The organism is Ensifer sp. NPDC090286 (assembly GCF_044769565.1).
Classification (GTDB): Bacteria; Pseudomonadota; Alphaproteobacteria; order Rhizobiales; family Rhizobiaceae; genus Ensifer.
The window spans coordinates 2,009,736-2,031,620 of record NZ_JBIVYF010000001.1 but is presented as its reverse complement, the minus strand read 5'-3'; the positions used below and the strand labels follow the sequence as shown (position 1 = coordinate 2,031,620).

The following is a 21,885-nucleotide window of genomic DNA, read 5'->3' as shown; positions in this document are numbered from 1 at the left end:
CCTGCTCGGGCGGCGCCGCTTTCATGCTCACGGCGCCGCGCCGAAGAAGGTGAGGCGAGTGAAGAGCACGTAGTGCGATTCCGACACCATCAGCGCTACGAAGACCAGCACCAAGAGCGGTGGCAGCAGGATGGCGTAGATCAGCGCCAGCCGCTCCCAGGCCATGTGCATGAAGATCGCCACGATCAGCCCCGCCTTCAGCACCATGAAGATCAGGATCAGCGACCACCTGAGATAGCCCTGCAGCCCGACATAGTCGACGAGGTAGGAAAAGGTGCTGAGCACGAAGAGCAGCAACCAGACGACCAGATAGAGCCCGATCGGATGCTGCTGGTGCGTTTGGGCGTGGCTTTCCGCCTTTGCTGCCGGTGCCGCGTGGGTGTGAACAGTCGTTTCTGTCATGGCCATGCCTCACCACAGATAGAAGAATGCGAAGATGAAGACCCAGACGAGGTCGACGAAGTGCCAGTAGAGGCCGGTAATCTCGACGATCTCGTAGTGTCCCTTGCGGCTCGTGAAGAAGCCGCGCCGTTCGGTTTCGAAATCGCCGCGCCAGACCTTGCGGGCGATGATCAAAAGGAAAATGACGCCGATCGTGACGTGGGTGCCGTGGAACCCGGTGATCATGAAAAAGGTCGAGCCGAATTGGGCCGCTCCCCAAGGATTGCCCCAGGGGCGCACGCCCTCCGTGATCAGCTTCGTCCATTCGAAGGCCTGCATGCCGACGAAGGTGGCGCCGAAAAGGGCGGTCAGTAGCATCAGAAGTGCGGTCTTCTTGCGATCGCGCCGGTAGCCGAAATTGACGGCCATGGCCATCGTGCCGCTCGAGGTGATCAGCACGAAGGTCATGATGGCGATCAGGATTAGCGGCACATCGGAGCCGCCGATGTGCAGCGCGAAGACCTCGCTCGGATTGGGCCAGGGCACGGCCGTCGACATGCGCGCCGACATGTAGGCGATGAGGAAACAGCCGAAGACGAAGGTGTCGCTCAAGAGGAAGATCCACATCATCGCCTTGCCCCAGGAGACGTTCTTGAACGTCCGCTGGTCCGACGCCCAGTCTGCGGCAAAGCCGGCAAGTCCCGCCGGGCGGTGGAGCGGCTCTCGGACAGGCGAATGTGTCTCGGCGGACATGCCTTGGCTCCTTCAAGTCAAGAGGGATCGGCAGAGCTCGACGAAGTCGTTGGCCCAGCCGGAAAAGAGCGCGTAGAGCACCAGCCATACGGCCAGCATGAAATGCCAGTAGGTGGCGCAGAGCGTGATCGACAGCACGGCCTTGTCGCCCATCGCGCCGGCGCGCGTCTTGACGATGACCCGGGTCAGCGCGAACAGGCCGCCGAGAATGTGCAGGCCATGCATGCCCGAGATCATGTAGAAGAAGCTGTTGGCCGGATTGTCGGCGAGCAGGAAGCCGGCGTCAGAGAGTTCGCGCCAGGCAAAGACCTGGCCCGCGAGGAAGGCGAGACCGGCGGCAAGCGCCGCGATCATCGCCGTGCGGCTCGCCTCTTCACGATGCTGTTCGGCAGTGACGCGGGCCGCATGCAGAAGCAGGCTGCCGAGTGCGAGGATGGCGGTGTTCAGCCACAGGATCTTCGGCATCGGCGTCGACCACCAGTCGGTGGAGGCCATGCGCATGAAGTAGGCGCTGATGAAGAGGGAGAAGAGCGCTGCGACGACGGCGAGGAAGACGCCGAGACCGATTTTTGCTGGCGGGATCGAAGGCCTGCCGAGTGGGCGCGGGTCGTGGGCGTGGCCGACCTCCAGCCAGGGTTTCGAGAACAGCCGCTGCCGGCTGAGCCACCAGGCGGCGATCGCGAAGACCACCGCCAGGAAGACGAGGGTGACGTTCATGAGGCACCCTCCGGCGCGTGGCCTACCGGACCCGGCTCAGTTTGCGGAATGAAATCTTCCGCGGCTCCCGGCACGCTGTAGTCATAGGGCCAACGGTAGACGACCGGCAGCTCCTTGCCCCAGTTGCCATGGCGCGGCGGCGTTTCCGGCGTCTGCCATTCGAGCGTCGTTGCCCGCCAGGGATTGCCGCCGGCCTCGCGGCCATGGCGGATGCTCCAGACGAGGTTGAAGAGGAAGACGATCTGGGCGGCACCGACGATCAGCGCCATGATGGTGATGAACTCGTTGAGCGTGTGGGCGGACGCCGGCACGAAGGCGGTCTCGCCCATCTCGTAATAGCGGCGCGGAACACCGATCAGCCCGAGATAGTGCATCGGGAAGAAGATCAGATAGGCGCCGACGAAGGTGACCCAGAAATGGATCTGCCCCATGGCCTGGTTGAGCATGCGGCCGGTGATCTTGGGATACCAATGATAGATCGCCCCGAAGATCACCATGATCGGCGCGACACCCATGACCATGTGGAAGTGGGCGACGACGAACATCGTGTCGGAGAGCGGCACGTCGACGACGACATTGCCGAGGAAGAGGCCGGTCAGCCCGCCATTGACGAAGGTGACGATGAAGGCGAGCGCAAAAAGCATCGGCAGCGTCAGGTGGATATCGCCGCGCCAGAGCGTCAGGACCCAATTGTAGACCTTGATCGCCGTCGGCACGGCAATGATCAGCGTGGTCGTTGCGAAGAAGAAGCCGAAATAGGGGTTCATGCCGCTGACATACATGTGGTGCGCCCAGACGATGAAGGAGAGCGCGCCGATGATCACGATCGCCCAGACCATCATGCGGTAGCCGAAGATGTTCTTGCGGGCGTGGGTGCTGATGAGATCGGAGACGATGCCGAAGGCGGGAAGCGCCACGATGTAGACCTCGGGATGGCCGAAGAACCAGAAGAGGTGCTGGAACAGGATCGGACTGCCGCCGCCATGCTGCAGCTGTTCGCCCATCTCGACGATCGCCGGCATGAAGAAGCTGGTGCCGAGCACCCGGTCGAACAGCATCATGACGCAGGCGACGAAGAGGGCGGGGAAGGCGAGGAGCGCCATTACCGTCGCGGTGAAGATGCCCCAGACGGTGAGCGGCATGCGCATCAGCGTCATGCCGCGCGTGCGACCCTGGAGCACGGTCACGACATAGTTGAGCCCGCCCATGGTGAAGCCGATGACGAAGAGGATGAGCGAGGAGAGCATCAATATGATGCCCCAGTCCTTGCCGCCGGGCGTTCCGGACAGAACCGCCTGAGGCGGATAGAGCGTCCAGCCGGCGCCGGTCGGCCCGCCAGGGGCAAAGAAGCTGGCGACGAGCACGAGGACGGCGAGCAGATAGAGCCAGTAGCTCAGCATGTTGGCATAGGGAAAGACCATGTCGCGCGCGCCGAGCATCAGCGGGATCAGGTAGTTGCCGAAGCCGCCGAGAAAGAGCGCGGTCAGGAGATAGATCACCATGATCATGCCGTGCATGGTGATGAACTGGTAGTAGCGCTCGGCATCGATGAAGGCGAAGGCGCCGGGAAAGCCGAGCTGCAGTCGCATCAGCCAGGAGAGCACCAGGGCGACCATGCCGATGGCGATGGCGGTCGAGGCATATTGCACGGCGATGATCTTGGCATCCTGGCTGAAGACGTAGCGCGTCCACCAGCTATGGGGATGATAGAGCTCCACGTCCTCCACTTCCGCGGGGCCAATCGGTTCGCCCGTGCCTGACCGGATATCGACCATCTGCGAGAACCTCCCAACACCGGATCATCTCGATCCAACGCCTTGAACCTGCAATTCCGCACGTCCAACAATGGAATTGCGTCTCCTCACGAGCGGGATGCGGGCGGATACCGCGAGCACTTTTCCTCATCCCGCTTGGCCGTCGGGGCGCCTCTATTGCGCCGGGGCGGCATTTAATGCCTGCGCCGTTTCCTTCGTCTGCACTTCTGCTTGTGCCTGCAGCTGCGAGAAGGTCTGCTGCTGCGAAAGCCAGGCCTGATAGTCCTCCGCACTGTCGACGACGACGGTGCCGCGCATCTGCGGGTGACCGACGCCGCAAAGCTCGGCGCACAGAACCTCGAACGTGCCCGTGCGGGTGGGCGTCAGCCAGAAATAGGTGACCATGCCGGGCACCATGTCCATCTTGGCGCGAAACTCCGGCACGTAGAAATCATGCAGCACATCGACGGAGCGCAGCAGCATCTTGACCGGTTTACCGACTTCCAGATGCAGTTCGCCGCCCTCGATGACCACGTCGTCAAGCGCTGCCGGATCGTTGCGGTTGAGGCCGAGCGAGTTTTCCGGCGTGATGTCGCGGGTCTCGGATGTCCCGAGCTTGCCGTCGGCGCCGGGGAGCCGGAAGCTCCACAGCCACTGCTGGCCGACGACCTCAACCTGGGCCGCTCCGTCGGGAACGGTCACGAACTGGTGCCAGACGAAAAGGCCGGGGGTGAGCATGGCGGCGACGCCGAGCGTCGTGCCGCCGGCAAGCCACCCTTCGAGCTTGCGGTTTTCCGGTTCATAGGCCGCCCGGTTTCCCGGGCGATGGCGAAAGCGGAGCACGCAATAGGCCATGAAAAGAACCACGGCGACGAAGACGACGCCGGTAATCCAGAAGGTGATGATCAGCGTATTGTCGATGTAACTCCAGTTGGACGCGATCGGTGTCCACCACCACGGGCTCAACAGATGAAACAATACCGATCCGACGGCCAGTAAAACCAGAATAACGACCACGGCCATTTCTGTCCCTCCTCGCCGCTGGCGGCTGTGGGCATGAAGACGCAATCCGTAGATCTCTGCTGCACGTTTTCCTTGGTCGTCGCCGATCCAGGGATGAAAACATGCAGGAATTCAAAGTTCTACAGCGACCTCTCTGCGTCTGGTCAGGCGCGCGGCGCTGTAGATGCAATTATTGCACGAACGTCCAATAGTCGCAATTCGCCGCCGACGTGGCGAGCGGCGGTTGCGTTTCGTCTTTTCAGCCTACTGCGAATACTGCTTGAGATAGGCGAGAAGATTGGAGATGTCCGTGTCGTCCTTCAGCCCGACGAAGGCCATTTTCGTGCCCTTCACCTTGGCCTTGGGATTGTGCAGATAGTCGCGCAGCGTCGTCTCGTCCCAGACCAGGCCACCCTTGCCGGCATCGACCATAGCCGTGGAGTAGCTGAAGTTGGGATGGGTGCCGGCGGTTCGCCCCAGGACATGGTTGAGCGAGGGCCCGACCTTGTTGGTATCGCTGTCGACGATATGGCAGACGGCGCATTTCTTGAAGACCGTGGCTCCGGCCGTGGCATCGCCCTCTTGCGCGAGGGCGGCGAGCGGACAGAGCAAGGTTGTCGAAAAGGCAAGGGCAACAACAAGAATTCGCATGACACTTCCTCAAAATCGCCGGGCGCAGGCAAGGAAGGCTATCGTCAATCTGTCGTTTTGGCGGTGCTTGCTTCTCTTAAGTTGGCGCCACGGCGGTTGATACTTGCGACACCGAAACGGTACGCCTCGTCCTCAGGAAGTCAACCGGCGGCGTCGGCCAGTTCGCCGACTAATTTTTCACCATGGCCGGTGCCGGCAATCAGACGCGATTGCCGTCGGCATCGAAGAAGTGCAGCCGTTCGACGGGCAGGCGCACGGGCAGCGAGCCGGAAACGTTGAGGAACCGGCGGTCGTTGGTAAACGCCTTGAAGCCGGCACGGCCGAAGGAAAGGTGCAGGATGATGCCGAAGCCGGTCGGCTCGACCAGGTCGACATTGGCCTTCAGCGCATCCGGGCCTTCGACGCCGATCTCCACATGTTCCGGCCGGATGCCGAGCGTCGCCTTGCCGCCGTCGGCGAGGGCAGGATGCGGCTGAGCCGGGATGACGATGCCACCATCTGTTTCGAAGCGGGGAGCGGCGCCGTTTCGGTAGGTGCCCTCGAAGAAGTTCATGCCGGGCGAGCCGATGAAGCCGGCGACGAAGAGATTGGCCGGCCGGTCATAGAGGTCGAGCGGGCTTCCGACCTGCTGCACGAAGCCGCCGTTCATGGCGACGATGCGGTCGGCGAGCGTCATGGCCTCGATCTGGTCGTGGGTGACGTAGATCGAGGTGGCGCCGAGATCCTTGTGCAGCTTCTTGATTTCGGCGCGCATCTGCTCGCGCAGGCGGGCATCGAGGTTCGACAGCGGCTCGTCGAACAGGAACGCCTTCGGTTCGCGCACGATGGCGCGGCCCATGGCGACGCGCTGGCGCTGGCCGCCCGAGAGCGCGCGCGGCCGGCGTTCGAGCAGCGGATCGAGCCCAAGCTTGGCGGCCGCACCCGAGACGACGCTTGCGATCTTCTCCTTGGCGGTCTTCCGGAGCCTCAGGCTGTAGCTCATGTTCTTGGCGACCGACATATGCGGATAGAGCGCATAGGACTGGAACACCATCGCGATGTCGCGGTCCTTTGGCGCCAGCTCGTTGACGCGTTTGCCGGCGATGCGGATCTCGCCCGAGGTGACGCTTTCAAGGCCGGCGATCATGCGCAGAAGCGTGGACTTGCCGCAGCCGGACGGGCCGACGAGCACGACGAACTCCCCGTCGCCGATCTTGAGATCGACGTCGTGCAGGACCGGGTGGATGCCGTAGGATTTCTGGATATTGGCGATATCGATGGAAGCCATGAGAGCAATCCTCAGCCTTTGACCGCGCCGGCCGTGAGGCCCTGGACGAGATAGCGTTGAATGAGCAGGAAGAAGAGGCAGGCGGGGATGAGTGCGAGCACGCCGGCGGCCATCATCTGCCCGAAGTCGACGGAGAACTTCGACACGAAGGACAAAAGTCCAACGGGGAAGGTCGCCTGGTCGTTGCCGGAGATCAGCATCAGCGAAAACAATAGCTCGCTCCAGGCGGCGGTGAAGACGAAGCCGAGCGTTGCGGCGATGCCCGGCAGCGTCAGCGGCAGGATGATCTGGCGGAAAGCGACGAACTGGGTGGCGCCGTCGATCATCGCCGCTTCCTCAAGATCCTTCGGGATGCCGTCGAAGAAGGACTGCATCAGGAAGGTGGCGAAGGGCACGTTGAAGGCGGTGTAGACGATGACGAGGCCGGTCAGGCTGTTGGTCAGGCCCATCGGCGAGAGGATCTTGAAGATCGGCGCGACCAGCATCACCAGCGGGAACATCTGCGTCAGAAGCATCAGCGCCACCAGCCAGTACTTGCCACGGAAGTTGAAGCGCGACAGGGCATAGCCCGAGAGCGAGGCGAGAATGGTGACGATGACAGCAGTCGAGCCCGAGACGATCAGGCTGTTCTTGAAGAAGACAGGAAAGGCGCTGTGGCGGAGCACGAAGTCGAAGTGCTCGAGGCTGGCACGCGACGGCCACATCCGAATGCCTTCGGAGTAGAGCAGGTCGTTCGGCGTGACCGCGACCTTCAACAGCCAATAGAGCGGGAAGAGCGCAAACGCGATATAGGAAAGGATTGCCAGCCGGTGCGCGATCATGAGGAAAAGCGGTTTGGCGCGCATCGGTTCAATCCTTGCTCAGCAGCCATTGGCGCAGGATGACGATTAGCATCGAATAGGCGAGCAGCAGCGCCAGAAGCACGAGCGCGATCGCCGAGGCGTAACCGAAATCCAGCCGCTTGAAGGCCTGGGTGAAGATGTAGCTGGCGACGATCTGGGTGCGGTCGGCCGGTCCGCCATTGGTCATGACGATGATCAGGTCGGCGAAGTTGGAGATCCAGACAGTGCGCAACAGGATGGTGATGGCGATCGTCGGCGCGAGGAAGGGCAGGGTGATCGAGAGGAAGCGCTGGACCGGGCCGGCGCCGTCAATGCTTGCGGCCTCATAGAGGTCGCGCGGGATCGCCTGGAGGGCGGCAAGCAGCGTGATGGCGAAGAAGGGAATGCCCCACCAGACATTGGCGACGATTGGCCCCCACATGGCAAGCTGCGGGTCGGACAGGATGTTGTGCGGCTCGCTCATGAGGCCGAGCGCGTAGAACCAGTGCGGCAGGGGGCCTACGACCGGATTGAACAGCCAGGCCCAGTTGAGGCCGGCAAGGAAGCTCGGTACGGCCCAGGGCAGGAAGACGAGAGCCTGGGCGAGGCCGCGCCCATAGAAGGGTTTATCGAGCAGCAGGGCCAGGATTAGGCCGAAGACGAACTGGAAGAACACAGAGGCGCCGGTCCACCACAGCGTATTGCGCAGCGCCCGGTAGAAGGCCTGATCCTCGGACAGCGCCCGGAAGTGATCGAGGCCGATATAGGCGCCGGAGAACGGGTTCAGGAGCTGGATATCGCGGAAGGCATAGGAGACGCCGAGCACCAGCGGCACCAGCATCACGGTGACGATCAGGATCAGCGCCGGCGCGCTATAGAGATAGGGTGCGGCGCCATCGGCGATGCGCTTCTTCAGCGGCGTCCTGCTTGCCGGCAGGCCGCTTTGGCGGGCGACATAGGCCATCGATCGAAATTTCCCCTGTGCGGCCGCCGGTTTTTCGGGCGTGCCTCGATTCTAGGTCGGAGCGGAAAGGGCGGAGACCGCGCCCATTTTGTTCCGCGCGAGATCAAAAGGCCGGCGGCGGAAAGCCGCCGCCGGCCGAAGGCTTACTTCTTGCTGGCAAGGAACTTCTGCTGCGCCTTGGTGAGGTATTCCGCCCACTGGTTGGCGAGCTGTTCCGGCGTGATGTCGCCGAGCAGCGCTTCCTGGGTCGTCTTGATGGCGAGCGAATCCTTGAAGAAGGCGAATTCCTCGAGGTAGGTCGGCATGACCGTCAGGACGACGTCCTTGTCGGCGAGTTCGTCGAACCAGCCCTTGAACTGAGCGCTGGCATAGAAGGGGTCCTTCTCGGCAGACTTGTGCACCGGCAGCGCACCGGTGCGCTTGTTCCACTCGATGTTGCCTTCCGGCCCTTCGAGCGTCTCGATCAGCTTCCAGGAGAGGTCCTTGTTCTGGCTTGCAGATAGCATCGACCAGCCGGCAAAGCCGATGGTGGTAAACGCCTTGCCGCTCGGGCCCTTCGGCATGGTGGTGACGCCGAAGTCTTCCGACTTCATGCGCTCGGCAATGGCGATCAGCGCATCCGGATCCTGGTCGAGGAAGGCGCAGGTGCCGCTGTAGAAGCCGGCGACGATTTCGTTGAAGCCCCAGTTGACGCTGTCCTTCGGTGCCAGCCCCTTCTTGTAGAGGTCGATCACCCAGGTCAGGCCCTTGACCCAGCCTTCGCTGTTCATGGTCGAGGTGCCGTCCTCGTTGAAGAATGTGTTGCTGCCGGCCATGGTCGCGCCGAACATCACCCAGCCGTTGAGGCCGCCCGGGCCGCCGCGCAGGCAGTAGCCGGATTTGCCAGGAAGTTTCGAGACGGCTTCGGATGCCTTGACGAAGTCGTCCATGGTCTTCGGCGGCTCGCTGACGCCGGCTTCCGAGAGCAGCTTCTTGTTGTAGAACATCGCGCGCAGATAGAAGCCGTAGGGCAGCATGTAGGCGGTATCGTTGATGTCGCGGCCGAGTTCGAGCGCGCGCTCCGTCAGCCCGCCGGTGTGCTCCCACTTGGCGAGATAGGGCTCGAGGCTTTCGAGCATGCCGTTGTTGGCATAGAGCGACAGCCAGGTGTCGGGCATTTCCATGACGTCAGGCAGTTCGCCGGCCGAAACCATGGTGGCGAACTTCTGGAAGGCTTCGCCCCAGGGAAGCGAGATGATCTCGACCGTCGTGCCGGGGTTGGCGGCCTCGAACTTGGCAACGATCGACTTCAGCGTCTCGGTGCGCTCCGGGCTGGTGATGACTTCGACCAGTTTCAGCTTGGTGTCGGCGAGTGCGCTTCCGGCCATCAGGGTGGCGAGAAGCGTGGCAGTGATCAGTTTCTTCATGTCTGTTCCCTCTTTTCTCGTTGGTTTTGGTTCAAAGTGGGCGGAGCGGGATCTTGATCCCGCCCCTGTCAGTCAGTCGAAGCGACGGCGAGCGCCGCTTCGAGATCGCTCCAGAGGGCCTCCGTTCCCTCCAGACCGACATGCAGCCGTACCGACCGCGGCGAGATGCCGAAGGCGGCCGCGGAATTGGGTTGTGCTTTCTGCGACAGCACGACTTCGCCCGGGACGATGAGACTTTCATGGCCGCCCCAGGAAACGCCGAGCTTGAAGAGCTCGAGATGATCCGCGAAACGCCTGACGTCGACGCCTTCGCGGAAGATGAAGGAGAAGAGGCCCGAGGTGCCGGATAGGCCCGGCGGCAGCGTGTTGCCGAGGCCGGGGTGGCAGACGGTCTCGACCAGCGGATGGGCCTGCAGCCGCCGCGCGACTTCAAGCGCCGAGCGCTCGTGTGCCTTCATGCGGATCGGCAGGGTGCGCAATCCGCGGATCAGCAGCCATGCGTCGAAGGGCGAGAGCTTGCCGCCGAGATAGGGATAAGCTTCCGAGCGGATGCGTCCGATCAGGTCCTTCGAACCGGTGACGACGCCTGCGACGACGTCCGAGTGTCCGCCGAGGTACTTGGATGCCGAATGGATGACGAGATCGACGCCGAGCGAAATCGGCTGCTGGAAGATCGGGCTTGCCCAGCTGTTGTCGATCGCGGTGATGATGCCCTGGTCCTTGGCGAGGCGCGCGAGCGAGGCGACGTCATGGGTGTCCATCACCCAGCTTGTCGGGCTTTCCATGTAGAAGAGCTTGGCGCCGGGCAGAGCCTTCGCGACCGCCTCCTCGTCGCGGCCGTCGACATAGGTCACCTCGATCTTCATACGCTTCAGATGCGTGCCGAACAGGCGGAAGGCGTCGGGATAGACGTGATTGACGGCGACGATCCGGTCGCCCGGCTCGACGAAGGAAAGCACGGTCGACGAGATCGCCGACATGCCGCTGGCAAAGCCGATCGCGTCTTCGCCGCCTTCGAGTTTCGCCAGCATCTCCTCGAACATGCGCACGGTCGGGTTGAGGCCGCGGGTATAGATCGGCCGCACGCGCTCGCCCCTGTAGGAGGCGACCATGTCGTCGTAATCCTTGAAGGTGAAGAGCGAGGTCTGCACGATCGGTGGTACGACGGCGTCGAAGGCGTTGCCTTCGTCATGCGCGACGATCAGCGAGGCGTGGTCGAACGGATCGAGGCCGGTGGTCATTTGGACATTTCCTTGATGTCTTCCTCGACGATCGCGAGGATTTTCAGCGTTTCTTCGCGAGCAGTCTCAGGGTCCTGAGCGGCGATCGCGTTGAAGAGGGTGCGGTGGAACGGGAAGGAGCGCCGGGCGAAGTCCGTTCGGTCGAAAGGATGGTCCCAGAAGCGCTCGAAGGCTTCGCGCATCTGCTCGAGCAGTTGGCGAAACAGCGGATTGTGGGTGGCGTCGTAGATCGCCAGGTGAAAGGCGAGGTCTTCCGGCCCCGACGTGCCCTTGGCGATATGCACGCGCTCCATCTCGTTGAGCTTGATTTCGATGATCTTCAGGTCGTCTTCGGTGCGCCGGCGGGCGGCGACCATGTTTGCCTCGACCTCGATGCCCCGGCGCACTTCGAGCGTCATCAACAGCACGTCACGCAGATGCGCGGCGTCGAGCGTGAGCGGCATATGGACGGTGGCACCGGAGATCGTGCGCAAGAGATAGGTGCCGCTGCCCTTGCGTGCCTCGACGACGCCGAGTGCCTGGAAGTGGCGGATGACTTCGCGGATGGTCGAGCGGCCGACAGCCAGCGCCGTCATCAGTTCGCGCTCGGCTGGCAGGCGTTCGCCAGCTTTGAGGCCCGATTGTTCGATGTAGTCAGCCAATGCGGCAATCACCTGCTGGGCCCGATCGGCCGGGGGCAGGGGCATCAGTGCCGCTCTTGCCGGTTCATTCATTCGGCTCCCTCCCCAGAGGCCAAATTGGTCTGACATCTCACCAATATGATCAAGCTGGTTGGGGTCGTCAAGCAAGAACTGATAGACAGCGGCGGCCATTGACCTCTCTCGCTTCAGGCGTAGACAGGAGGCAAGGAGCTCGAAGATGACGAAATCGGAATATGTTGTTGTCGCCGCGCTTACCGCTGCGGTCCTTGCCGCAACGGCCGTCGCCGGCGATGCAGAGGCGCAGATGCGCATCAGAAAGGGCGAGTATTATCAGGGGATCCAGCGCAAACCCTATGGCCACTACTGGATCTGGCCGCCGGCCGACCAATTGCAGCCCGTCCACAAGGACAAGCCGGGAACGGCGAAACCGGCGCCAAAGCCCCGCAAACGCCCGGCACGCTAGGCGTTCCGGGGCGCACGAAAGGCAGGAAAGGAAGCGGCGCCCGAAGCCGCCGCGATAGGGCAAATCCAGGAAAGCATGAAACGGCTTTCCGTCCGGGCTCGCGTTCTTTCAGAGCGTTTCAGCGTTTCGCCGAAACACTGAAACGCTCTGGCGCTCAGACGCTTGCGACGTGAACGTCGCGGGGCAGGGACGAGAGAACCTCCGGCCCGTCCTCGCGCAGGATGACGATGTCTTCGAGCCGGATGCCGAAGCGGCCGGGCAGATAGATGCCGGGCTCGATCGAGAAGACCATGCCTTCTTCCAGAACCGTCTCCGAGGTCGCGGTGATGTAGGGCGGTTCGTGACCGTCGATGCCCATGCCGTGGCCGGTGCGGTGGACGAAGTACTCGCCATAGCCGGCGTCTGCGATCACCTTGCGGGCCGCTGCGTCAACCTCCTTGGCAAGCACGCCCGGACGGGCCGCCTTCAGTGCGGCCTGTACCGCTCTTTCAACGATGGTGTGGATCTGGCCGTATCCCTCCGGCGCGCGGCCGACGATCGCCATGCGGGTGATGTCGCTCGGAAATCCCTGCTTGCGGCCGCCGATGTCGATGACGACGGCATCGCCTTCCTCGATCACCCGTTCGCTCGCCGAGTGATGCGGGAAAGCGCCGTTGCCGCCGGCGCCGACGATCCAGAAGGCCGGTGCCGCACCCTCGGACGCGAAGTGCCCGCGAATTTCGGCGGCCAGTTCCTTCTCCGTCATACCCGGGCGGATCTTCGCAAACGCCGCCTGCATGGCGCGGTCGGCGATGCCGGCGTTCATCTTCAGAAGCGCGTATTCGCTCTTGTCCTTGCGCATGCGCAGGCTCCCAAGCGTTGCCGGGGTGAATTCGCGGGCGGTATCGGCGGGCAGCGCATCGATGAGCAGCAGCGCGAAATCGGCGCGCATGGTTTCGTCGAGCACGACGCGGCCGGGCTTTGCGGCGCCGACATCGGCAAGCGCTGCGGTCAGGGCGTCGCTCGGGCCAATGTCGTCGGCCCAGTTGTGGAAGGCGATATCGGTGTGCTCGCGCGTGCCTTCGGCATTCAGCGCCGGCATCAGGAACGCTTCCTTTTCCGGGCCGATGAGAAGCAGGCAAGGACGTTCGTCCGGATGCGGATGGTAGCCAATCAGCCAATCCATGTGTGATCCCGGGGCCAGCGCGACGAGGCCGACATTGCTTTCGGCCATCGTGCGGCGGAGCGCCGCAAAACGGCTCTTGGTGAGTTCCTTCATGGTGTTTCCAATTCTGGCTTGAGAAAATCAGATGCCGCCAACCGGTCAGGCGGTTGTGGTCGACGGTGATGGGTGCAAGGAGCGCCGGAGATCGGCGCAAAGTCGGCTATGGGGAATGCTTGAGGCCCGCGCCTGTCTTGTGGCGGGACTTGGGTCTTTGGCTCTTCAAGCGGACTCCTCCCCCTCGAATGCACGGACATGAAGCCGGGAAGTTGCTCGCTTCCCGTCACTATGCGTCTGTATTTGCACGACTTTGGTGCCGTGATTGAACGTTGTCAATACGGAATTTTAGTCACACTAAAATTTTGACGGCAGTGATCTCACGCGGCCAAGCGCAGCAACCGCGCGACCGCCTGCTGGTCGAAGCCGCCGATCCCCTCGCGGATGTCGGCGGCGATCGCGTCAGCAACCGCATCCTCGTCACGTCGCCGCAAGGCCTCGATCGCCTCGCGGTGGCGGTCGACCACATAAAGCTCGGTGACGTGTTCCATGGCGATGCCGAGGATCGGGCCGAGCTGTAGCCAGACGCTCTCGATCAGCGGCATGGCAACGGCATCGGGATTGGCGGTGTAGATCAAACGATGGAACGCCTGGTTGGCGATCAGCGCTGCCACCTTGTCCCCGCGACGGATCTCCGTCTCGATGCTGTCGTCGATTGCTGTGATCCTCTCGATCTGGCGCTCGGAAAGGTGCGCGACGGCGCGCCGCGCCGCGTGGCTTTCAAGCGCGATGCGCAGCGATATCAGCTCCTCGAAGCGGGCAGGGGTGATGTGCGGCACGACGATGCGCCGGTTTTCGAGAAACTGCAGCGCGCCGATCGAGGTCAGCTGGCGCAGCGCCTCGCGCACGGGCGTCGGGCTACTTTCAAGCGCCTCGGCAAGGCCGCGGATGGTGACGGACGTTCCAGGCCGGAAGGCGCCAACCATGATTGCCTGGCGCAGCCGATTGAAGGCGTAGTCGTGCGTGGTCATGCCGTCGGGGCGCGAAAGTGGCGGCAACACAAGGGGTTTCAAGGGCGCATGTCCTTCTGCCTGGATCACGATGTGCGGGGGATGCGACATACACTTTCCCTCGTCCCGCGCTACGTCAAATGCCTGATAGCATTGCCGCTGCTTGACTCCAATTCCTCAATTATGTCAACTTTCGGAAAATGTGATCACAAAAAGAGATTTGCGATATGTCGCTCGACGCGGAAGATCCCAGCGCATTCAAGGCATGGCTCGAGCAGAACGGGCCGATCGAAAGCATCCAGGCGGTTGTCTGCGACCTCAACGGCATCATGCGGGGCAAACGCGTGCCGGTGGAACAGGCGGGCAAGGTTCTCGGTGGCGGCATCCGCATGCCGCTCTCGATCGTCGGCGTCGACGTGTGGGGCGAGGACATCATCAACAGCGAGCAGGTGTTTGCGAGCGGCGACCGGGACGGCATCTGCGGCGTCACCGGCCGCGGTGCGCTGCCGGTCAACTGGACCTCGCGGCCGAGCGCGCTTGTGCCGCTCTGGCTGCAGCTCGAGGACGGCAAGCCGTTCCTTGCCGATCCGCGCCAGGCACTGGCGGCGGTCGTGCGGGAATACAAGGAGCTCGGCCTTCGCCCCGTCGTCGCGACCGAACTGGAGTTCTACCTGATCGATCCGGAGCCCGACAGCGCGGTGCCGCCGATCTCGCCCTATACCGGCAAGCGTCTCGATTCCGATGCGATCCTGTCGATCGACGAGCTCGACGACTTCGGCGAGTTCTTCTCCGACGTCTACAAGGAATGCGCCCGGCAGAACGTGCCGGCGGATGCGGCGATCGCCGAAAACGGCATCGGCCAGTTCGAGATCAACCTGCTTCACACGGATGACCCGCTGAAGGCGGCCGACGACGCGATCTTCTTCAAGCGCATCGTCAAGGGCGTGGCGCGCAAGCATGGTCTTGCTGCGACCTTCATGGCCAAGCCCTATGGCACCCGCTCGGGCAATGGCATGCATGTCCATTTCAGCCTGCTCGACGAGGAGGGCAACAACGTCTTCAACGACGGCAGTGACGAGGGGTCACCGATCCTCAAGAATGCCGTTGCCGGTCTCTTGCGCGGCATGGCCGAGACGACGCTGCTCTTTGCGCCGCACTTCAATTCCTACCGGCGGCTGCGGCCCGACACGCATGCGCCGACAGCCGTGTGCTGGGGGTATGAGAACCGCACCTCGGCGATCCGCATTCCCGGCGGCAATCCCTATGCGCGCCGCATCGAACATCGTGTCGCCGGCGCGGATGCCAATCCCTATCTCGTCATCGCCGCGATCCTCGGTGCCGCCTTGGTCGGCATCCGCAACAAGTGGAAGCCGCCGGCGCCGGTTTCAGGGCGCGCCTATGCAACGGAGAAATTGCCCAAAATTCCCTCCGAATGGGGGCAGGCGGTCGATAGCTTCGAGGCAGGGCCGATTGCCGCCGAAATCTTCGATCCCGTGCTGCGCTCGATGCTGATCGCCTGCAAACGCCAGGAGATCGCAGGCTTTGCCGAGCAGGTCACGGACTACGAATTCAGCGCTTATCTGGAAATCGTCTGATGCTTTCGAAACAGAAATCCTATGCCGGCGACGGCAGCTACCCGACCAGCTACTACGCCGCCTCCCGCAACATCATCCGCACGCCGGTCCGGCTGCAGGGCCGCGTCGAGACCGACGTCTGCGTCGTCGGCGGCGGCTATTCCGGTCTGTCGACGGCGATCCACCTGGCCGAAAAAGGCTACAAGGTTGTCGTCATCGAAGGGGCTCAGGTCGGCTGGGGTGCTTCGGGCCGGAATGGCGGCCAGGTGGTCAACGGTCTCAACGCCAGCTTGTCGACCATCCAGCGCCGCTACGGCGACGATGCGGCGCGCTTCATCGGCGGGCTGGTGCAGGAGGGCGGCAAGATTATCCGCCGCCTCGTCAGCCAGTACCAGATCGACTGCGACCTGAAGCCGGGCAACATCTACGCCGCCTATACGCCGGCGCACATGAAGGAGCTCGAAGCCAAGCAGGCGCTCTGGCGCAAATACGGCATGGACGATCACCAGCTTCTCGACCGTGAGGCGCTCAGCAAGCTCGTCACGTCGGACGCCTATTGCGGCGGCATGCTGGATACGACCGGCGGCCACATGCATCCGCTCAATCTCGTGCTCGGCGAGGCGCGCGCCTTCGAAAGCATCGGCGGCACGATCTACGAACAGTCGCCGGTGACCCGGGTCGACCACGAGGCGGCGCGGCCGACGGTCTATACCGAAGGCGGCGAAGTCTCGGCGCGCATCGTCGTGCTCTGCGGCAATGCCTATCTCGGCGATGCGGTGCCGAAGCTCGTCTCGCGCGTCATGCCGGTCTCGACCCAGATGATCACCACGGCGCCGCTTGGCGAAGAACTCGCCCATTCGCTCATCCCGAGCGACATGTGCGTCGAGGACGTGCGCTACATTCTCGACTATTTCAGGCTCTCGGCCGACAAGCGCATGATCTTCGGCGGTGGCACCGTCTATGGCGGTACCGATCCGGCCGACGTTGTCGCCAAGCTCAAGCCCAACCTCGAAAAGGTGTTTCCGCAGCTGAAGGGGGTGAAGATCGACTATGCCTGGAGCGGCAACTTTGCGCTCTCCTTCACCCGTGTGCCGCAGATGGGGCGGATCGGCAGCAACACCTATTTCGCCCATGGTTATAGCGGCCACGGCGTGACCGGTTCGCATCTATTCGGCCGCACACTCGCCGAGGCGATCGACGGCGACACGACGCGCTATGATGTCTTCGAGAAACTGCCCTGGTACCCATTCCCCGGCGGGCGCATATTCCGCGCGCAATATTCGACGATCGGCTCCTGGTGGTACCAGTTCAAGGACGCCGTCGGTCTTTAGGCTGAAGACTGGCGACTGCAGCCTAAGAGAATGCGCATGCGGGAAGGGGCGTTTTCGCCACGATCGCGATATCGCCTCGCTGCCGGATGCGCTACTATCGGCTCCGGGATCGGCCTGTCCGCGGGAGGGCATGGCGCGTAGCAATTGCTGACATGGGGCCGACTGCGCGGCCCTGCCTACGGATACCAAGGGGGTGCCACGTCATCGGGCGGGGCAAGACAGACGGAAAGCATTGCTTTCCGTCGAGCTTGGAGGTCTGAGATGTTCGTACGCTTCGGCTATGAGATCGGTATTCGCTGTCCGCAACCAACACCGATGATGACCTATCTTTCCGTGGTGAAGGAGCGGCGAGCGGGGCTTCGCCGCGAGCACGGGCCATTGCCGTTTCCGCTTGTGCAGATGGAGGAAATTACCGACCCGCATGGCAACGGCTGCCTGCGGATGACGGCTCCGGAGGGGGATTTCAAGCTTTCCTATGACGCGGTCATAGAAGACGACGGCAGGCTCGACGCCTCAGATCCCTTGGCCGAGGCGGTGCCCGTTGAGACCCTGCCGCCGGCAACACTGCCCTATCTCGCGGCCAGCCGCTATTGCGAGACGGACCGGCTGGGGGCGCTCGCCTGGCGTCTGTTTGGCGACGTGCCGGCCGGCTGGGAGCGCGTCCAGGCGATTTGCGACTACGTGCACGAGCGGCTGGTGTTCAGCTACGGCTATGCCCAGGCGATGCGTACGGCGCTCGAGACCCATGAGGATCGTGTTGGTGTGAGCCGTGACTACGCCCATCTGGCGATCACCCTCTGCCGCTGCATGAACATGCCGGCGCGCTACGTGAACGGCTATATGGCAGACCTCCCGCAGAGCGAAAATCCTGCGCCGATGGATTTCAATGCCTGGTTCGACGTCTATCTTGGTGATCGCTGGCATACCTTCGACGCCAAGAACAACCAGCGGCGTGCAGGGCGCATCGCGGTCGCCCGTGGCCGCGACGCCGCGGACATTCCGCTGATCCAGACCTTCGGCAAACATGAGTTGACCGCTTTCACCGTCTGGACCTGCGTCGAAACGGACAGCGCGCTCAAGGGCTCGCACCGTGCCTCCGACGTTTCGCTGCTCACCCCATGGTTCAGCGAAACCTGGTCGAAACATCTTCAGGACCGCGACCGCAACCGCCATTGACGAGCGCGATTGCGGCGAACCGATTTTTTACGATTTCTGCGATTTGCGGAATTTAATATCTACAAACTCAATGGAGAATATAGGAGAACAAGACAGTCGATGGGCCATGGCCCCCGCAGGAACGGAGAGACGCGATGAACGCAGCGAAACCGATGATCCAGTCCCGCTACGCTGTTTTTGGGGCGACACCGCAACGCCGCTCACATGTTCATCTGGTTCCGCACGCAATTGCCATCGTGGCCGCGTTTTCCTTCGTCAGCGCCGTCGTCGTCGGCGCCTTCTGACCGATCCTTCGACCTTACTCGCTGCGGCGCGACAGATGTTCGTGCACGGCCACCCATTCCCCTGACGACAACAGTTGGAAAACGATCGTTTCCCGCTCGTCCGCGGTCGTCGGCGCGCCGTTGAATTCCAGGTCGGTTTCGACACGGTGGGTGAAGACCGCCACATCACCCACGGTTTGAACATGCCGCTCGCTCGACCGACAGGCGCGCACGCGAAACCCGTCGCGTTCCTCCCAAAGCGACCATTCTGCCTCGTATTCGGCACGGCTTTTCAGGGGCCGGTCGAGCGTGTGGAAGATGAAGGTCGCTTCCGGCGCAAAGGCCGAGAAATAGGCGGTCCGGTCGTGCCTGGCGAAGGCGGCAACCAGCCGGTCGGCGGCCTGAAGCACCGACTGCTCGAGATCGTTCATGGGGTTCCCTCTTTATCCGGAAGCAGATTGCTCCGGTGGTTTTTGTGATGGTCAGCGCACCGCGATCAGCGTCGCCAGCGGGCGGTTCTGGCGCGATACCCGCGCCTTGAGGTCGTCGAGCGTCATCGGTTCGCGCTTGGCGAACTCGGTGAACATCATGTTGAGATTGTTGAAGAACATCTCCCCGACCGCCTCGGCGTCGATATCGATTGCGACGACGCCCTTGGCCTGCAGCTTGCGGATCAGCGTCGAAACCTGATCGCACAGCCGGCGATCGAGTTCGGTATAGCGCTTGCTGAACGGGCTTTCCGGCTGCTGGATGGCGATCGCCATGGCGGTGCGCCACATCTCCTTGCTGAGATAGTAGAGCGAGTGGTCGTAGTATTCGCCGATCAGCGCATCGAGTGCACCCATGACGGAGGCGGGCGGGTTGTCGACGATCGATCCGCCGCCGGCGAGCACTTCCTCGACTTCCATCGACACGGTCGCAAGCAGGATGTCGCCCTTGTTTTCATAGTAGTTGTAGAAGGTGCCGACCGAGATTTCGGCGCGCTCGGCAATGTCCTCGATGCGCGCGCTGTCATAGCCGACTTCGCGAAAAAGCACGGCGGCGGCGTCGAGAATGCGCCTGTTGCGATCCGCCTTTTGCCGTGCGCGCAGCCCTGTCATTCCAGTGTTTCCCCGAATTATGAATTGGTTCAAAATTGAGATTGACTTAAAAAATGAATTCATTCAATCTTTTTTTGAAGACGCCGAAACGAGCGTCAAAACAAGAGGGCAACAGCATGATTCAGTCAGTTCGTGACGGTGCGCGCCTGCGCCGTTTTTTCTCCTCCACGGCCGCAATCGCGATCGCCGCTCTGTCGACGGTCGCAGCCCCCGCGCCGGTCTTTGCCCAGGAAGAGCTCAATGCGCTCGTCTGGTGCGACCACACAGATCCGGCGCTTCTCGAGCCGTTCGAGAAGGCCAACGACGTCAAGGTCAACGTCAAGGTCTATGAGGGCACCGGGGCAGGGCTCTCGATCCTCGACCAGTCGCAGCCGGGGGACTGGGACGTGCTCGTGATCGACGGTGTCGATGTGCATCGCGCCATCGATCTCGACCTTTTGGCTGAAATGCCGGCCGATGCGCTGCCGACCGCGGATATCTTCCCGGAAGTGCGCATGGAGGCGAATAACATGAAGGACGGCAAGACCTACGCCGTCACCGAGAAGTTCGGCTACAACACGATTTCCTACGACAAGACCAAGGTCGACCCGAAGGACATGCAGGACCTGTCGATCATCTGGTCGGACAAGTACAAGGGCCGCATCGCGCTCTATGACTACTACCTGCCGATGATCGGTCTCGTCGGGCTTGGCCTCGGCAAGAAGACTGCCGATCTGAGCGACGCGGACATGCCGGCGATCAAGGAAAAGCTCGCAGCGATGCGCGCGGTTTCCAAGCAGGTGAGCGACGTCGTCTCCTCGCAGACCGCACTTGCGACCGGCGAAGTCGACATCCTCGTCGGTGGCGGCGAATGGATCACCGCAGTTCTTTCGGCCGACAAGCCGAGCCTCGACTGGACCATTCCCGAGCAGGGTGCGGTGCGTTGGGCACAATCGATCGGCGTCATGAAAGATTCCACCAAGCAGGATCTGGCGCTGAAGTTCGTTCAGTACATCGTCAGCCCCGAGGGCCAGGCGCGGCTTGCAACCTCCTCCTGCTACTGGGCGATGCCGGCCAATGCAAAGGCGGGCGAGCACCTGACCGACCAGCAGAAGGCAGCACTTCGCTTCGACCAGCAGGCCGAATACCTGAAGAAGACGCAGCTCTATCCGATCCCCTCGGCCGAACTCGACCAGAAGTTCCAGGACGCCTGGACGGAGATGCTGCAGCAGTAACGACAGCAGCGGGCGCGTCGTGTCGCGCTCGCCATTTTTCTTTGCTCGCCCGAAATCCTTTGATCTGGGACGGTAATGGCAGACACCGCTTTGACATCAGCGACAGCGCTTGAAGACGCCGACCGCCGCAAGGCCTGGGGCTTCGTTGCTCCGGCGCTGTTGTGGACCGTCGCCTTCTTCGTCGTGCCCTTCGCCTTCATGGCGGCGATGAGCCTCTGGAAGCGCGAGGGGCGGGACATCGTCCATGCCTGGAACTTCGACAACTACATCCGCTTTTTCTCCGAGAACGCCCTGTTCCGCGGGCTCGTCAACTCGCTTGAGATCACGGTCATCGTCACGATAATCTCGGTGCTGCTTGCCTATCCGCTCGCCTGGATCATCGCCGAACGCGTGCCGAAGCGGCTGCAGCGCATGGCGCTGATCCTGGCGATCCTGCCGTTCTGGACCTCCTACGTGGTGCGCTCCTATTCCTGGCTGCTGGTCTTGTCGAAGAACGGCGTGATCAACCAGATGTTCATGACCATCGGCCTGATCTCCGAGCCGCTGGAACTGGCGAGTACCCGGACCGCCACGGTGATCGGTTTCGTGCATTTCTTCGTGATGCTCCTGACGCTGACGATCTATTCCAACCTGATCCAGCTGTCGCCGAACTACCGCCGCGCCGCAGCGGACCTCGGCGCCAATGCCTTTCAGACCTTCTGGCACGTGGTGCTGCCGCTGACGCTGCCCGGCATCATGACCGGCGCGTTTCTCACCTTCGTGCTCTGCATCGGTGACTATGTCACGCCGCAGATCCTTGGCGGCAACAACGAGCTGGTGCTGCCGCAGATCATCATGCTGCAGCTCGGACGCCGCGCGGATTTCCCGATGGCGGCGGCGCTGTCGATCGTGCTGATGCTGGCCGTCACCGTCGCCTATCTCGCCTGCGCCCGCTGGCTGAAGATCGAGAGGGCCTGAC

The 21,885-nt window shown here is 62.6% G+C and carries 23 protein-coding genes; 7 read left to right on the top strand and 16 right to left on the bottom strand.

Annotated features, from left to right (window positions below):
• Nucleotides 1-27 precede the first annotated feature (27 nt).
• From ACIQUG_RS10265 to ACIQUG_RS10210, 12 genes are all read right to left on the bottom strand, one after another.
• Nucleotides 28-402 carry a cytochrome C oxidase subunit IV family protein gene (locus tag ACIQUG_RS10265; protein ID WP_402320455.1) on the bottom strand — a complete coding sequence of 125 codons (375 nt, stop codon included), beginning with the start codon at nt 400-402 and terminating at the stop codon, nt 28-30.
• 9 nt (nt 403-411) lie between these two features.
• Nucleotides 412-1,134 (bottom strand): heme-copper oxidase subunit III family protein, encoded by a 723-nt coding sequence (locus tag ACIQUG_RS10260; RefSeq protein WP_043611232.1) that lies wholly within the window; start codon nt 1,132-1,134, stop codon nt 412-414.
• Between the two features lie 12 nt (nt 1,135-1,146).
• A complete protein-coding gene (locus tag ACIQUG_RS10255) occupies nt 1,147-1,851 on the bottom strand; it encodes a cytochrome c oxidase subunit 3 (protein ID WP_402320452.1) in 705 nt (234 codons plus the stop codon).
• Nucleotides 1,848-3,626 (bottom strand): cytochrome c oxidase subunit I, encoded by a 1,779-nt coding sequence (ctaD, locus tag ACIQUG_RS10250; RefSeq protein WP_402320449.1) that lies wholly within the window; start codon nt 3,624-3,626, stop codon nt 1,848-1,850. Before ctaD ends, ACIQUG_RS10255 begins: the two co-directional genes overlap by 4 nt.
• 153 nt (nt 3,627-3,779) lie before the next feature.
• Nucleotides 3,780-4,628, bottom strand: coding sequence for a cytochrome c oxidase subunit II (locus ACIQUG_RS10245; RefSeq protein WP_402320446.1), 849 nt, complete (start codon nt 4,626-4,628; stop codon nt 3,780-3,782).
• 243 nt (nt 4,629-4,871) lie between these two features.
• Nucleotides 4,872-5,258, bottom strand: coding sequence for a cytochrome c family protein (locus ACIQUG_RS10240; protein ID WP_043611241.1), 387 nt, complete (start codon nt 5,256-5,258; stop codon nt 4,872-4,874).
• A 199-nt stretch (nt 5,259-5,457) separates the two neighbouring features.
• Nucleotides 5,458-6,525: an ABC transporter ATP-binding protein gene (locus ACIQUG_RS10235; RefSeq protein ID WP_043611242.1), complete on the bottom strand. Its 1,068-nt coding sequence runs from the start codon at nt 6,523-6,525 to the stop codon at nt 5,458-5,460.
• 11 nt (nt 6,526-6,536) lie between these two features.
• Nucleotides 6,537-7,370 carry a carbohydrate ABC transporter permease gene (locus ACIQUG_RS10230; RefSeq protein ID WP_402320443.1) on the bottom strand — a complete coding sequence of 278 codons (834 nt, stop codon included), beginning with the start codon at nt 7,368-7,370 and terminating at the stop codon, nt 6,537-6,539.
• Nucleotides 7,371-7,374: 4 nt separating this feature from the next.
• The gene (locus ACIQUG_RS10225) at nt 7,375-8,310 is read right to left on the bottom strand and encodes a carbohydrate ABC transporter permease (protein ID WP_052201536.1); all 936 of its coding nucleotides are present in this window, start codon (nt 8,308-8,310) and stop codon (nt 7,375-7,377) included.
• 143 nt (nt 8,311-8,453) lie between these two features.
• A complete protein-coding gene (locus ACIQUG_RS10220) occupies nt 8,454-9,716 on the bottom strand; it encodes a sugar ABC transporter substrate-binding protein (RefSeq protein ID WP_205237974.1) in 1,263 nt (420 codons plus the stop codon).
• Nucleotides 9,717-9,784: 68 nt separating this feature from the next.
• Nucleotides 9,785-10,957: a PLP-dependent transferase gene (locus ACIQUG_RS10215; protein ID WP_402320438.1), complete on the bottom strand. Its 1,173-nt coding sequence runs from the start codon at nt 10,955-10,957 to the stop codon at nt 9,785-9,787.
• Nucleotides 10,954-11,670 (bottom strand): FadR/GntR family transcriptional regulator, encoded by a 717-nt coding sequence (locus ACIQUG_RS10210; protein ID WP_043611249.1) that lies wholly within the window; start codon nt 11,668-11,670, stop codon nt 10,954-10,956. Before ACIQUG_RS10210 ends, ACIQUG_RS10215 begins: the two co-directional genes overlap by 4 nt.
• 145 nt (nt 11,671-11,815) lie before the next feature.
• Between ACIQUG_RS10210 and ACIQUG_RS10205 the strand changes: the two genes are divergently transcribed.
• Nucleotides 11,816-12,061, top strand: coding sequence for a hypothetical protein (locus ACIQUG_RS10205; RefSeq protein ID WP_402320435.1), 246 nt, complete (start codon nt 11,816-11,818; stop codon nt 12,059-12,061).
• Nucleotides 12,062-12,215: 154 nt separating this feature from the next.
• Here ACIQUG_RS10205 and ACIQUG_RS10200 read toward each other — a convergent pair whose 3' ends face one another.
• A complete protein-coding gene (locus ACIQUG_RS10200; protein ID WP_402320432.1) occupies nt 12,216-13,319 on the bottom strand; it encodes a M24 family metallopeptidase in 1,104 nt (367 codons plus the stop codon).
• 320 nt (nt 13,320-13,639) lie between these two features.
• Nucleotides 13,640-14,332, bottom strand: a complete 693-nt coding sequence (locus ACIQUG_RS10195) for a GntR family transcriptional regulator (protein WP_402320679.1) — start codon at nt 14,330-14,332, stop codon at nt 13,640-13,642.
• A 164-nt stretch (nt 14,333-14,496) separates the two neighbouring features.
• Here ACIQUG_RS10195 and ACIQUG_RS10190 point away from each other — a divergent pair, with 164 nt between their 5' ends.
• The 4 genes from ACIQUG_RS10190 to ACIQUG_RS10175 all read left to right on the top strand — a co-directional run bounded on the left by ACIQUG_RS10190 (nt 14,497) and on the right by ACIQUG_RS10175 (nt 18,634).
• Nucleotides 14,497-15,864 carry a glutamine synthetase family protein gene (locus ACIQUG_RS10190; protein WP_192447109.1) on the top strand — a complete coding sequence of 456 codons (1,368 nt, stop codon included), beginning with the start codon at nt 14,497-14,499 and terminating at the stop codon, nt 15,862-15,864.
• A complete protein-coding gene (locus ACIQUG_RS10185) occupies nt 15,861-17,174 on the top strand; it encodes an NAD(P)/FAD-dependent oxidoreductase (RefSeq protein WP_402320676.1) in 1,314 nt (437 codons plus the stop codon). Before ACIQUG_RS10190 ends, ACIQUG_RS10185 begins: the two co-directional genes overlap by 4 nt.
• Before the next feature lie 261 nt (nt 17,175-17,435).
• Complete coding sequence (locus tag ACIQUG_RS10180) at nt 17,436-18,350, top strand: transglutaminase family protein (RefSeq protein ID WP_402320429.1); 915 nt, start codon at nt 17,436-17,438, stop codon at nt 18,348-18,350.
• Between the two features lie 134 nt (nt 18,351-18,484).
• Nucleotides 18,485-18,634: a hypothetical protein gene (locus ACIQUG_RS10175; RefSeq protein WP_043611259.1), complete on the top strand. Its 150-nt coding sequence runs from the start codon at nt 18,485-18,487 to the stop codon at nt 18,632-18,634.
• A gap of 14 nt (nt 18,635-18,648) precedes the next feature.
• Here ACIQUG_RS10175 and ACIQUG_RS10170 read toward each other — a convergent pair whose 3' ends face one another.
• On the bottom strand, nt 18,649-19,044 hold the full coding sequence (locus tag ACIQUG_RS10170) for a YybH family protein (RefSeq protein ID WP_402320425.1): 396 nt from the start codon (nt 19,042-19,044) through the stop codon (nt 18,649-18,651).
• Nucleotides 19,045-19,095: 51 nt separating this feature from the next.
• Nucleotides 19,096-19,713, bottom strand: a complete 618-nt coding sequence (locus ACIQUG_RS10165; RefSeq protein WP_043611261.1) for a TetR/AcrR family transcriptional regulator — start codon at nt 19,711-19,713, stop codon at nt 19,096-19,098.
• A gap of 116 nt (nt 19,714-19,829) precedes the next feature.
• Between ACIQUG_RS10165 and ACIQUG_RS10160 the strand changes: the two genes are divergently transcribed.
• Nucleotides 19,830-20,927, top strand: coding sequence for a PotD/PotF family extracellular solute-binding protein (locus ACIQUG_RS10160; protein WP_402320422.1), 1,098 nt, complete (start codon nt 19,830-19,832; stop codon nt 20,925-20,927).
• A 75-nt stretch (nt 20,928-21,002) separates the two neighbouring features.
• A complete protein-coding gene (locus ACIQUG_RS10155) occupies nt 21,003-21,884 on the top strand; it encodes an ABC transporter permease (RefSeq protein ID WP_402320419.1) in 882 nt (293 codons plus the stop codon).
• Nucleotide 21,885: the final 1 nt, after the last annotated feature.